Raw genomic sequence first — 14044 nt, forward strand, 5'->3', positions numbered from 1 at the left:
TCACCTATCTGAGATATCCATTGAACGCTTTTTCCATAGCAAGGGTGGTTTCAGGTCCATGTCCAGGGAAGACTCTCGTTTCCCCAGGAAGCTTCATCAGCTTTTCCTTTATGGAATAAAGGAGCTCCTCCATATTTCCTCCTGGTAGATCCGTTCTGCCAACGGAGTTCTGAAAAAGCACATCGCCAGAAAATAGAAGCCCATCCACATAATAGCTTAAGCTTCCCCTGCTGTGGCCGGGTGTTTCAATGATCTCCACTTTTTTTCCCGCAAAGATGAACTCATCTCCTTCTCTTAAGAAGGAGTCGGCTCTTTTCATTTTTCCGAAAGCCATTTTTCTTTGCTCAATGAATTTCATATCTATTTCACTGATATAGACCGGTACTGAGAACGCCTCTCTTACAGCATCTACAGCACCTACATGGTCCACATGGCCGTGAGTGAGAAGAATCGCCTTCAAGTTTATTTTCAGGCTTTCCAGATATCTCACAAGGGACTCCCCCTCATCACCTGGATCGATGATCAGGGCATCCCTCGTGGTGTCATCTACAATAATATATGCATTTTCCTGGTAAACGCCTAAAACGGTTTTTTTAACTAACATGTGATCTCCTTCCTAAAAGGTCTTTCTGCTGTCAAGAAGAATGGTTACTGGTCCGTCATTTTCAATAAGAACCTTCATTTCTGCGCCAAAGACTCCAGTTTCAACTGTATAGCCGCTTTCTCTAAGGTGATGGATCATTTTATGATAGATCCCTTCGGCATCCTCACCTTTAGCTGCTTGAATAAAACTTGGTCTTCTTCCCTTCCTCGCATCCCCATACAAAGTAAACTGAGAAATAAGGAGTATTTGTCCACCAACTTCCTGAAGCGATAGATTCATCTTCCCTTCAGCATCCTCAAAGACACGAAGGCCCTTGATCTTCTCAAGAATATACTTCATATCCTCTTCCGTATCATCATCTTTGATACCCACCAGGACATTGAACCCTTTTCCAATTTTTCCAACACGATGTTCTTCCACCAGAACTTCTGATGCAAGAACTCTTTGGATTACTGCACGCATTTCATCACCTACACATTTCCTATTCTAAAAGCATCCACAACGCTTGAGAGCTTTCTTAGTCTCTTCAGGCATTCTTCCAGCAGATTGATGTCTCGAATCAAAAGAGACAGATGAATCATAACGGATGCATCTTTTCTGGTTTCCACATTCATGGCATTCAATGGAATCTTCAGCTCATTAATCAGAGCGATGATGTCCGAAACCAGGTTCGGTCTATCCAGAGCATGGATCTGAACACGCGCGCTGTAGAGCTCCTGACTTTCTTTTTCCCATGATACTTCCACGATTCTATGGGTTTTGTCATTCTTGATGGCATCGATATTCGCACAGTCACTTCGGTGTATACTGATTCCCCTGAAGTTTGTGATAAATCCAATGATCTGATCACCCGGAACCGGATTACAGCACTTTGCAAAGCGAACCTGTACATTGCTCATACCGGCAACAACTACACCAAAATAGGACTTCTTCTTCGCTTTCTCTTTTTTCTTCTGTGCATCGATCATTTTTTCTGCTTCAAGAAGCGAGAGTCTGTTGTCTTCGTTGATTTTCGCCTTTTTTTCCTCTTCCAGGAAATCCTTGAGCGCTGTAACGATGGTGGATGGAAGCACCTGACTGGCACCTACGACAACGTAAAGATCGTCCATATTGTTGCCATGATATCTTCGAATCAGCTTATCCAGCATCTCTCCTTTAGCGATATCCGCAAAATTACGATCCTGTTTCTTCGCCTCTTTTTCAAGAAGTTCTTTTCCACGCTGAATGTTCTCTTCTCTTTTTTCTTTCTTGAACCACGCTTTGATTTTTGTTTTCGCCTGATTGGAAGTGGCAATATTCAACCAGTCTATATTGGGCCCTTTCGGCTTGGATGAAGTGATGATTTCCACAATTTCGCCCGTAGCCAGTTTGTAGTCCAATGTCACCATATTTCCATTGACTTTTGCGCCGATGGTACGGTTTCCGACATCCGTATGGATCCGGTATGCAAAGTCTATGGGTGTAGCTCTGAAGGGCAGATTGATCACTTCTCCTTTTGGTGTGAAAACAAATATCTCATCACCAAACAAATCAATCTTGAATGCTTCCATGAATTCTTCCGCATCGGATGTCTCTTTTTGCCATTCCAGCATGTCGCGCACCCAGATCAGTTTCTGGTCCATGGTGTCTTTGGGTGCTTCTTTCGAGGAACCCGTTTCTTTATACTTCCAATGAGCTGCGATACCATATTCTGCAACCCTATGCATTTCATAGGTTCTGATCTGGATCTCAAAAGGCTTTCCTTGAGGCCCGATTACAGTCGTATGGAGACTCTGATACATGTTGGGCTTAGGCATGGCTATGTAATCTTTAAAACGGCCTGGAATTGGTTTATAAATTGTATGCACTATGCCCAGTGCCGCGTAACAGTCTTTGATAGAATCCACAAGAACGCGAATCGCCGTAAGATCAAAAATCTGATCGATGTTCTTATTCTGAGCCATCATCTTTTTATAAATGGAATAGAAATGTTTTGGTCTTCCATCAATGTCACATTCAATGCTGGCGCTCTTGAGTTTACCCACAATATCGTCCATGATCATATTGATGTATGCTTCACGCTCTTTTCGTTTTTCAGCGATCTGATTCACCAGGTCATAATACTCTGTAGGATACATGTAGCGGAAAGCCAGATCTTCAAGTTCCCACTTGATTCTGAACATACCCAAACGATGGGCAAGGGGCGCGTAAATATCGAACGTTTCTTTTGATTTCTCCCGCTGTTTGTCTGGCTGCATATATCGGAGCGTTCTCATATTATGCAAGCGGTCTGCAAGCTTAATCAGAATGACTCTAATGTCCTTTGCCATGGCAAGGAGCATCTTTCTGACATTATCTGCCTGTTCCTCTTCCTTGGATTTATACTTGATCTTACCGAGTTTCGTCACACCATCCACGAGCTCAGCAATCTCAACACTGAACAGTTCGGCAATCTCGTCAAAGGTGTACTTGGTATCCTCGATGACATCATGAAGAAGCCCGGCCACCACGGTGTTGGTATCCATTCCCATATCCACAAGAATGGAAGCCACCTCAACGGGATGAGTCACATAAGGCTCTCCAGAGATTCTTCTCTGGTCACCATGTGCTTCAGAAGCCAGATTATATGCTTTTATGACCAGTTCCTTATTGATATTGCCCGCTTTATCAATTTTCTTCATTAAATCGTAGAGCATATTTCTTCCTCATTTCTACAGAATTCTTATACTTTGAAATATGGCATAGGCTGGTACGAAACCAGCCTATTAGAGTATGTATTTACTTCTTGTACTAAATGTCGTACTGTACCATGGATTCAACATGGTATCCTTCCAGTTTGTCTCTGCCTCTCAGTTCTGTAAGTTCTATCATGAAATCAATGGAGGCAACTTCCCCTCCAGCCAGTTCAATAAGCTTTGCGCATGCAGAAATTGTTCCTCCTGTAGCAAGCAGATCGTCTACAAGTGCTACTCGGTCCCCTTTCTTAAAGGCATTTTTATGAATCTCCAAAGTGTCTGTGCCATATTCCAGATCATACGTGATGGAAACAGTTTCTTGAGGCAGCTTTCCTGGTTTTCTGATGGGAATGAATCCAACACCCAGCGCATAGGCAAGGGGCACTCCAAAAATAAATCCTCTGGCCTCAGGACCTGCGATATAATCCACCTTCAGCTCCTTAAGTTTCTTTGCCATGGTATCTATCAGTTCCTGAAAGGCTTTTCCGTCGCCAATGAGCGGTGTGATATCTTTAAAACTGATCCCTTCCTTAGGAAAATTCGGGATGATTGCAATCTTTTCTTTAAAATCCATAATAACCCTCCATAGGTTTTCTCAACTGTTGATTAAGTATTTGGCTATCTGCTCTGCACGATGAATATCTTCTGTAGTCAGCAGTTCGATGATGATTCTTGCATTGTCTACCATGGACCAGGGATTATCCTTCGGTGTCAGAAGATCCTTAATAACCGTATCTCCTCCATCTGCCATGTTTTTAATAGAACGGATTCCATAATTCGTAGATACACGAAGTCTGTTTAGTCCCATTTTCAGAAGTTCATCATCCTCATTATTGTCATCAGAACCTAAATAAACTAGATCTGTATATCTGTATATATTTCTTGTGTCATAGTTCATGGACAGATCCTTTGCAAAAGCAAAGACATTTTTCATCAATGTGGCTTCAAAAATTTCGAAGCTGTACTCCACAATACCATCTCCATGACCCAATGTGACAAAATCTTTCCCCGAATCCTTGAGTGTTGTATGCACTTTTTCTGTGAACGATCGGTCCAGTGAAAGCATAACACCAGGATTGTAAAAATTGAGATGAGTTTTGACATCACTAATGAGACTCTCACGATTTCCTCCTTGCGGAATCAGGAAATAGTCAAAGTCTGCATTAAAGTACCGGAGCACCAGAATCAGCATTGCTATGCTGCAGATTCCCTCACGGTTTCCTTTGCCGTATATGATGATTTTTTCACGGCTGTTCACAGCCTCCATGATTCTTAAAATTGCCTTATGGGTATATCTCACAGAACTTACATTTTCAGGACCGCGAAATATTGCCCTAAGATACGTACTCACCATATGCATCCCTCACCTAATGAAACAACTATTATTATAATACAAAAACCAGCTCTTCACAATGAAGAACAGAAACCTTTGGGATTGAAGAAAGGTCACTTGGAGAAGTGACCTTTCTCATATCTGCCTAAAATTTTCTCGCTTTTATCTCTATTTTTTGATCTTATGTGCTCTATCTTCCAAGCTGATCCAGAATGGGGATGCAACAAAGAAGGTAGACAATCCGCCGACCATGACGCCAATAGATATTGGCAGGGCAAAATCTCTGATCTGAGGCACAAATATCGCAACAGACAGAATTGTAAAGAGCGTTGTCAGAAGTGTACCTACGGATCTGGAGAAGGATTCACTCAAGGAGAGATTGATGATCTCCTTATTGGATAACCCTGGGTGAAGCTTCTTGTTTTCTCTGACTCTGTCAAAAACAACTATTGTATCATTGATGGAGTATCCCAAAATAGTGAGAACCGCCGCAATAAACGGTGTATTCACAGAAATCCTAGCTACAGCATAGATTGCAATCAGGAAGAAGATATCATGAACCAACGCAAGGATTGCTGCAAATCCATAATTTTTCTTGAATCTGAAAGAAATATACAAAAGCATCAACGCTGCGGCAATAACGACCGCCTTCACTCCACCTTCTGTCAGTTCTCGCCCAACGGAAGCGCCAATCTCATCCAGTGTAATAATGCTGTCTTCTTTTAAAGAGTACTTTTCCTGAATCTCTTCAATCAGCTCATCAATGGTCTCTGTAGAAAGAGCCTGGCTTCTCACTTCAATCTGAGTATTGTCCACAACCTGTGTCTGAGCTTTGTCATCGTAAGTTTTGACAATTTCATCAATTTCCGTCTTGTCAAACTCTTGTCCAATTTCCATCACCAGTCTTGTTCCACCTGCAAAATCCAGGCCTAAGTTCAACCCTTGGGTTGCAGTGAAGAAGATACCAATGGCCATTACAGCAGCAGATATGACTCTCCAGTATTTTGCCAAAGCAATGAAGTCTCTTTTCTTTTTTTGCGCTGGGTTGGATGAAACACCAAAGTGTTCAGGCTTTGTGAGGAATCCCATGGAAACTCCCATCCAAAGCAGTCTTCTTGTAATCACAAGTGCTGAGAACATGGATATCACGATACCAATCATTAAGGTCAATGCAAATCCCTTCACTGCACCAGATCCAATATAGTAAAGAACCAGACCTGCAATGATTGTGGTGATATTAGAGTCAATGATGGAGCTCATGGCATTGCTGAATCCAGATTTTATCGCTTTTGGAATGTCATTTGTAACGACCAGTTCTTCTCTGATTCGCTCAAAGATCAGAACATTGGCATCCACAGCCATACCGATGGTAAGGAGGAACCCCGCGATACCAGATAATGAAAGTGTAGCATCGATGCCATAGAACACGAATAACAGAAGCCATACATAGAAACCTAGTGCTACAGAAGCAAGGAAACCTGGTCTTCTGTACCTTATCAGCATGAACAGCACAATCAGTGAAATACCAATGATTGATGCAGTAAGAACATCCCCCATAACACCTGCTCCAAGGCTTGCACCAACAGTCTTCACCTCAATGGCTTTAACTGGGTATGGAAGAGCTCCAGAGTTGATGATTCCTGCTAGATTCTGAGCTTCCGCTACGGAGCTCATTCCTGTGATAACCGCCTGACCACCACTGATCACGTCGTTTACCATTGGATTAGATAGCTGTTCACCATCCATATTAATGGAAATCTGCTTTCCTCTAAATTCTGTAGTTGCTTTTTCAAACTTTTCTGCACCAACTTCATTCAATATGAGAGATACCACGGGCTGGCTGTTGGAGTCCAGCATACCGGATGCAGACTGCACATCACTACCTGTGAGTATTACATTGCCCTCAGGATCTTTAAATGTCAGTTCTCCTGTTGTCTGAAGATTTGTAACGATATCGCTGGAATTGTAAACCCCAGGAATATCAATTCTGACACGTTTTTCTCCTTCGGTTGTAGAAACTGTTTCACTCACACCAATTTTATTCACTCTAAGGTCCAGAAGTGTCTTAATGGAAGAAAGCTCCTCTTGTGTGAGTTTCTCTGCCTGAACTTCCATCACCACTGAGACTCCACCTTGAAGATCCAGCCCTCGATTGATGACCTCACCAAAGGATTTAAAACGGTAGCCTCCCACCGTAAGCCCCTCTACAGCAGTAAAGGAAAGGAATGATAATAAGACTAAAATAATGACAAATAAAGATATACTGCCTTTTCTTTTCATCGTGAATTTACCTCCGATTTCTAATAGAACCATATTTTAGCTGTGTTTAATCAAAATCAAAGGGCAGGCGAAACGCTGCCCTTTTCTGACTTTATGTTTTCACCTTGTCCCAGGTATTATTCAGCAACCTCTGTACGAACTGACGCAACAGCATTCTTGGAGAATTTGATCTTTGTTCTGTCTGAACCTGTCTCCAAAGTAATGGCCTCTTCATCCAGTTTCACAATTTTTCCGATGATGCCGCCTCGTGTTGTTACCTCATCATTGATCTTCAGTTCACTGATCATCTTGGTGAACGCTGCCTTTCTTTTCTTTTCTGGAAGAAAGAGCATGAAATACATCAAACCAAGCATGAGAATGATGGGGAGTAATTGTCTTACGATATCCATAATTAAGCCTCCAATGTTTAATACTACTATTATAGTGAATTTTGTATGAATAAGAAAGATATTCAGGTAAAGTTCTTCAATAAACTCTGATTATTTCTATTTTTCGACAGGTTCTTGTCCTCTGGACCACTCCGAAAGTTTATTCTCTTTAAATTCATGAAATCTGTCCTCATCCAGTGCTTTCCGGATATCTTCCATGAGCTTATTGTAGAAATAAAGATTATGAAGCACACAAAGCCTCAAAGCCAGCATTTCTTTCGCTTTAAAAAGATGTCTGATGTAGCTTCTTGTATAATGCTTGCATGCTGGACACTCACACCCTTCATCAATTGGCTTCTCATCCATCTCGAAGCGCTTGTTGTTCAGATTGATTTTACCCCTGGATGTGAATACATGTCCGTGCCTTCCGTTTCGTGCAGGAAGAACACAGTCAAAGAAATCCACGCCTCTTTCCACGGACTCCAGTATGTTTTCAGGTGTACCAACCCCCATAAGATAAATGGGTTTGTCTTGAGGCAGATGAGGAACTACCACATCCAGAATCCGATACATTTCCTCGTGAGTTTCCCCTACTGCAAGACCACCGATGGCATAGCCATCCAGATCCATTTTCGAAATTTCCTTGGCATGAGCAATTCGGATATCTTCATAAGTACCACCTTGATTTATGCCAAATAACATCTGCTTCTTATTGATTGTATCCTCTTTTGCATTCAGACGGTCCAGTTCATTTTTTGAACGGACAAGCCATCTTGTGGTTCTTTCCACTGATTTTTCCACATACTGCCGTTCTGCAGGCAGTTCAATGCATTCATCAAATGCCATGGCTATAGTAGAAGCCAAATTCGACTGGATTCTCATAGACTCTTCTGGCCCCATGAAGATGGAACTTCCATCAATATGGGAGTTGAAGGTAACACCGTCCTCTTTGATCTTTCGGATCTTTGCCAGTGAAAAGACCTGGAATCCCCCTGAATCAGTCAGAATGGGTCTATCCCAGTTCATAAACTTATGGATACCCCCCATCTTTCTCACCAGCTTATCCCCTGGTCTGAGGTGAAGGTGGTAGGTATTGCTCAGCTCTACCTGACACCCTATTTCTTTAAGATCCATGGAAGAAACAGCACCTTTGATTACCGCTAGAGTTCCTACATTCATAAATACAGGTGTTTCTATCGTTCCGTGAGGCGTTTCGAACCGCCCTCTTCGCGCTCTTTTCTCAGTTTTTAACAATGTGTACATTTATCCGTTCACCTTATTCCTTTATCAACATCGAATCTCCAAAACTAAAGAACCGATATTTCTCTTTTACAGCAGTCCTATAAGCTCTCATTACATTTTCCTGACCCGCTAAAGCAGAGACCAGCATAATCAGTGTGGACTCAGGCAGATGGAAGTTCGTAATGAGGCAGTCCACACATTTGAAACGATAACCCGGATAGATAAAGATCTTTGTATATCCGGAGGCTTCACGTACAAATCCTTTTTCATCTGCGATGGTTTCCAGGGTTCTTGTGGATGTGGTACCTACAGAAATAATTCTTCTGCCTTCATTTTTGGCATTGTTGATGATTTCCGCATTCTTTGCATCGAGACTATAGAACTCTTCATGCATATCATGGTTTTCCACAGACTCAACCTTCACTGGCCGGAATGTGCCCAGCCCCACGTGAAGTGTTAAGAAAGCTGTCTGCACTCCCATGCTTTGAAGCTTATCCAAAAGCTCTTTCGTAAAATGCAATCCAGCTGTAGGCGCTGCCGCAGACCCCTCTTCTCTGGAATAAACCGTCTGATATCTTTCTCTGTCTTCCAGTTTCTCTTTAATGTAGGGTGGAAGAGGCATCTCCCCTAAACGGTCCAGAATTTCTTCGAATACACCGTCATAGGAGAATTTTACGATTCTGTTGCCATTCTCAAGAACGTCCACAACTTCAGCCGTAAGAAGCCCCTCTCCAAAAATGAACTTGGCACCTTTGCGTGCTCTCTTTCCTGGTTTGGCTAAGCACTCATAGGTATCCAGCATCTTTCTGTTCAGAAGCAAGAACTCTATTTTCCCTTCTGTATCTTCCTTGACTCCAAGAAGCCTTGCCGGAATTACCCTGGTGTCGTTGAGAACGAGAACATCACCTTTTTTCAAAAAGTCAGGCAGATCCCCAAAATGCTGATGGTTGATCTCACCCGTTTTCTTGTCCAGAACCAGCAGTCTGGATGAGTCTCTCTTCTCCAAAGGATGTTGCGCTATAAGCTCTTCAGGCAAATCAAAATAAAAATCTTCAACTTTCAACTTTTTTCCTCATTTCTACAGTAAACTTTGTTGGCCGCTTTGATCTTTTTTTACCCCAAGGTGTTCATAGGTCTTATCGGTCACCACACGGCCTCGTGGTGTTCTCATGATAAATCCCTTCTGGAGAAGATAAGGTTCGTATACATCCACGATGGTGTCTACTTCTTCTCCGATAAAAAATGACAGAGTTTCCGCTCCAACCGGACCACCGTTGAAATGGTGCACCATGGCTTCCAGGATTTTACGGTCTATACGGTCAAATCCTTCATCATCCACATCTAATAGCTTCAGTGCCATTTCAGCAGTTTCGTCTGTAATGATGTTCTCACCTTTCACCTGAGAAAAATCCCGTACCCGCTTCAAGAGCCTGTTTGCAATTCTTGGTGTTCCTCTGGAACGTCTCGCGATGGAGAGCGCTCCTTCATCACTGATCTCAAAATCCAGTATCCTGGCACTTCTTACTATAATCTCCTTGAGTTCTTCGTTGCTGTAATACTCCATGGAAAGCTGAACGCCAAAACGGTCCCGAAGCGGTGAGGTCAGAAGACCAATCCGTGTGGTTGCTCCAATCAGCGTAAATCTTGCTAAATCCAGTCGGATGGACTTCGCCTGAGCACCTTTTCCAATGACAATATCCAAGGAGTAATCTTCCATGGCCGGGTAAAGAATCTCTTCCACAGTTCTGGACAGACGGTGTATTTCATCGATAAAGAGCACATCTTTGTCTGTAAGTGTTGTCAGGATCGATGCGAGATCCCCAGCTTTTTCGATGGCAGGACCAGATGTGATTTTTAAGGTCCCTCCCATTTCCCTGGCAATGATATTCGCTAACGTTGTTTTTCCAAGTCCGGGCGGTCCATGAAGAATTACATGATCCAGAGATTCCTCTCTTAATTGCGCCGCTTTAATAAAAACCTTCAGATTATCTTTGACCTTATCCTGTCCGATATATTCCGAGAGTTTTAACGGTCTTAAGGAATATTCGTTTACTATATCCTCCTCCATGAACTCAGAGGTTATCACGCGTTCATTCATTTTCTCTCTCCTAATTCATCAGATATTTCAGGGCATCCTTTAATACATTTTCAATGCTCTGCTCCCCATTGATTTCTTCCAGCGCTTTATTTGCTTCACGTTCAGAATATCCCAACGTCATTAGCGCCGCCAGTGCTTCATTTGCAATATTATCTGATATTGCTTGTTTCTTCTGATCTTCATCCAAGGAAGACAGATCTTCAATATGGATTTTTCCTTTTAATTCGAGTATGAGACGTTGAGCAATCTTCTTGCCAATCCCAGGTGCTTTCATCAGAAGAGACTCATTTTCATGCACTATGGCATACTTCAGATTCTCCGGAGCACTGGCAGAAAGAAGTGATAATGCAGCTTTCGCTCCCACTCCGTTTATTGTGATAAGGATTAAGAACAGTTCCAGCTCCTCTCTTGTGGAAAATCCATATAAGCCAATAAAATCTTCCCGGACAATCTGTGTAAGAAATAAGGTCACTTCCTCATTGGTTTGAGGCATCATCGCCATGGTATACCCTGAAGTGAAAATCTTGTATCCTATTCCACTGTTTTCCACGGTCACATAGTCTTTAAAAATACCGACAAATCTGCCTCTAACATAATCGTACATTCTCATTCCTCCACATAATTTCTTTACTATCTTATCATGATTCTATTGAAATATAAATCAGATGATCTACCAATTCCAATCTTCGAGACATGAAATAAATCGTTGCCAAGTGGATGGATCACTCGGCAACGACTCCTCCAAGCCTATTATTCAAAAACAAGTGTATGTTATTTACCATTGAAAGCTGAATAAAGCTCCTCATTGAAAACCACGTCAAGCTCACCAATGAACTCTTTATGACCATTAACACCACAAAAATTATATTTAAACATAAATAGTCCATTTGATGGTTCGAAGTCAAAAATTCCGCCCATATCGTATTGCTTGGATCCGTTCCTTATTGCATAAAGGATAGCTTCATAATTCATCTGAATGCTTGCATTCAAGTTGCGTTTGTTATTGGAGCTTGCAGCATAAATATAAAAAGACTTTTTATTGTATGAAACTACTATACAAGTTGAAAGAACCTCATTTTCATCATCAAATGTTTCAAAAATACACGCATCACTATAACCGTTCATCAATCTTACAAAGTACTCTTTAGGCCGATAAAGAATCCCCTGCCTTTTGGACATGTCTACGGTTAAACTGTAAAATCGGTCCAAAGCTTCTTCAAATATTAAATCAGAGACTCTAATGATCCGGGTACTCAACCCATTCTTATAGGTTTTTCTGATTTTTGTACGTTGATTGCTTGAAAAAAGCTTCATGACCTCCTCTTCACTTATGTCCTCCAAATCTAAAATCATGTTATGCTTTGGATTTGTAAACACTTTAATATTCTCCTGTTCATTGGAACGGAAAGCATATCCTAAACCGCGGTACTTCTCCACTAACTCATTATCTTGTAACACTTCAGGGTCCATTCTCAGAAAAAAACCATTGCGTTTTTTTACAACAGGTATCGCTTCCTTTATGAGCTCCTGAACAGTTTCTATATCATAAAAATCACATACGGGACCTCTTGGTGCATACATAAATGCATTTTCCCCATCATTTTTCACTGATAATATGGATAAAGCCGCCCGGATTTCTCCGTTATCATCTTCAAGAAAAACATAATCTGCATCCCAATTGTTTTTCACTTCTTTCCACCCCATTGACTGGAGCATATGCCCATAGGGACTTTCTTTCACATAGTTCTCATATTTTTTCACCATAATATCATTGTTCAAATCTAATACCGGCATCTCTGTCCTCACTTTCATCCTAACATTCATTACATCAAAATCTAGCTCAGTTTTCTTTCCAAATTCTTTATTAGCGATTTTTTATACAAAGAAAAATATCTGAATATCACCCATCTTCTTTGTAATGATAAATCTTTTTCGTAAAACAATGTTGTTCCTCTATTTTCGATTTTTTTAGCTTTATGAAACAGTTCTAAATCGGTTCTTTCAAGCATCTTATATACATTACTAGAAAAGCAATTCATCCATAAAAAATTCTTGTCTCCATAGATGATGCTTTCAACAGGTTTCTTCATCACAAGATCTTCCACAATTGGCACAGCAATATTGGCTCCTGCAAGAGTTGAAAAAAAACTGCTTCTGCCTTGACGCATGTTAATCTCAAACACTTTGAATTTGCCATCTGACGCGTCAAGTTTAAAATCAAAATTCGATAATCCAGTATAGTTGATACTTTCAAGGAAGTGCTTTATTTTACGATAAAGCATCTGGACATCCTCATTCATTTCAGGACTGATGATTGCCACATAATTCCCTCTCATTACAGGATCCGGATCCTCAATGGCGATTCTTCCAAGTGACATAAGTCTCACTTTCCCTTGACTGTCTGAGTAGACATTCATGACATACTCATTTGTCACATCCCCATACACATATTCCTGCAGTATCATGTTGTGTTTATAACCCGCTCCATATACTGAACTGAGTGCTTTATTCAGAGAATCTGCATCTTCGAGAATATACGCTTTTTCTTTGCCTTCAAATTTGAGATCAAAATAATCGCTGCTCTCCGCTGGTTTCAAGACGACAGGGAAAGAAAGCTCTGATTTGTGTTCTGAATAGTCCCTAGAATCAATCATTTCTGCCTTGGGATAATCCAGGCCATACTTCTCGCATAATTCATAAAAATTCATCTTATTTGACAGAAAAATCCCTTGGTCTGCATCCGTGTAAGGAATTACGTAGTATTTGCTCAACTCATTGTAATTGCTTAAAATCCTAAAAACATACTGTTCACTTGCAGCGAACAAAATAAGCTTCTTTTTGGAGTTTTCGACTGCATAATCCACCAGTGTTTTAACCATGATGTTATCATTCGAAAAGTTCGGCACTTCTGTCACATCGCAAATTTTTGAATGATCAACCATAAGCAGCTTTCTAGTTCCAAAAACTTTGCTGATGCTTCCATAAGCCATATGAAAAGCTCTTGCGACTCCATACGTATTCAAATCTGTACCGATGATAACAGGTTGGAAAAATACACTCTCTATCATAGTAGAATCCTCACTTTCAGTTCTCTTTGATGATATCAATAATTATTGTATTCAATTTACATATTATACCATTGGGTTGGTCTTTCGCAAACATTAGGAAAGCATCATTCATTATAGACCTTATGATCTTTTGAGTGAAGTGAAAAATCTTGAAGCTTTTCTAATTTAAAGTCAATCCATCTCAGAATACTCCTAGGGAAGTACCTCTCACCGGGTCATAGTACCGACAAATCTGAGAGTCTTCCTACGGAAAATGGGTTCCCGCTGGCAAGCAGGAACCCATTAATATTCAGACAGTATTGTCATCTACAATTAATCCTAAAGGAAATCAACCAAA

The 14044-nt window shown here is 41.1% G+C and carries 13 protein-coding genes; all 13 read right to left on the reverse strand.

The window, feature by feature from the left end; all coding sequences use genetic code 11:
• Positions 1-4: 4 nt before the first annotated feature.
• On the reverse strand, positions 5-604 hold the full coding sequence (locus BM243_RS03110; RefSeq protein ID WP_074910185.1) for an MBL fold metallo-hydrolase: 600 nt from the start codon (positions 602-604) through the stop codon (positions 5-7).
• 12 nt (positions 605-616) lie between these two features.
• Complete coding sequence (gene dtd, locus BM243_RS03115) at positions 617-1066, reverse strand: D-aminoacyl-tRNA deacylase (RefSeq protein WP_074910187.1); 450 nt, start codon at positions 1064-1066, stop codon at positions 617-619.
• 8 nt (positions 1067-1074) lie between these two features.
• The gene (locus BM243_RS03120; protein ID WP_074910190.1) at positions 1075-3279 is read right to left on the reverse strand and encodes a RelA/SpoT family protein; all 2205 of its coding nucleotides are present in this window, start codon (positions 3277-3279) and stop codon (positions 1075-1077) included.
• A gap of 94 nt (positions 3280-3373) precedes the next feature.
• The gene (locus tag BM243_RS03125; RefSeq protein ID WP_074910193.1) at positions 3374-3892 is read right to left on the reverse strand and encodes an adenine phosphoribosyltransferase; all 519 of its coding nucleotides are present in this window, start codon (positions 3890-3892) and stop codon (positions 3374-3376) included.
• Positions 3893-3913: 21 nt separating this feature from the next.
• Entirely contained in the window at positions 3914-4672 is a 759-nt protein-coding gene (locus tag BM243_RS03130) for a single-stranded-DNA-specific exonuclease RecJ family protein (protein WP_074910197.1), read from the reverse strand.
• 147 nt (positions 4673-4819) lie between these two features.
• Positions 4820-6931, reverse strand: coding sequence for a protein translocase subunit SecDF (locus BM243_RS03135; protein WP_074910200.1), 2112 nt, complete (start codon positions 6929-6931; stop codon positions 4820-4822).
• Positions 6932-7047: 116 nt separating this feature from the next.
• A complete protein-coding gene (gene yajC, locus BM243_RS03140; RefSeq protein WP_074910203.1) occupies positions 7048-7320 on the reverse strand; it encodes a preprotein translocase subunit YajC in 273 nt (90 codons plus the stop codon).
• A gap of 96 nt (positions 7321-7416) precedes the next feature.
• Positions 7417-8562: a tRNA guanosine(34) transglycosylase Tgt gene (gene tgt / locus BM243_RS03145; protein ID WP_074910207.1), complete on the reverse strand. Its 1146-nt coding sequence runs from the start codon at positions 8560-8562 to the stop codon at positions 7417-7419.
• Between the two features lie 13 nt (positions 8563-8575).
• Complete coding sequence (queA, locus tag BM243_RS03150; protein WP_074910209.1) at positions 8576-9604, reverse strand: tRNA preQ1(34) S-adenosylmethionine ribosyltransferase-isomerase QueA; 1029 nt, start codon at positions 9602-9604, stop codon at positions 8576-8578.
• Positions 9605-9619: 15 nt separating this feature from the next.
• Complete coding sequence (gene ruvB, locus BM243_RS03155; RefSeq protein WP_074910212.1) at positions 9620-10639, reverse strand: Holliday junction branch migration DNA helicase RuvB; 1020 nt, start codon at positions 10637-10639, stop codon at positions 9620-9622.
• A 10-nt stretch (positions 10640-10649) separates the two neighbouring features.
• Positions 10650-11243 carry a Holliday junction branch migration protein RuvA gene (gene ruvA / locus BM243_RS03160; RefSeq protein WP_074910215.1) on the reverse strand — a complete coding sequence of 198 codons (594 nt, stop codon included), beginning with the start codon at positions 11241-11243 and terminating at the stop codon, positions 10650-10652.
• A gap of 167 nt (positions 11244-11410) precedes the next feature.
• A complete protein-coding gene (locus BM243_RS03165; RefSeq protein ID WP_074910218.1) occupies positions 11411-12433 on the reverse strand; it encodes a lipid II:glycine glycyltransferase FemX in 1023 nt (340 codons plus the stop codon).
• A 41-nt stretch (positions 12434-12474) separates the two neighbouring features.
• Complete coding sequence (locus tag BM243_RS03170; protein ID WP_143093529.1) at positions 12475-13746, reverse strand: carboxylate--amine ligase; 1272 nt, start codon at positions 13744-13746, stop codon at positions 12475-12477.
• Between the last annotated feature and the right edge of the window lie 298 nt (positions 13747-14044).

Source organism: Proteiniclasticum ruminis (genome assembly GCF_900115135.1).
GTDB lineage: Bacteria > Bacillota > Clostridia > Clostridiales > Clostridiaceae > Proteiniclasticum > Proteiniclasticum ruminis_A.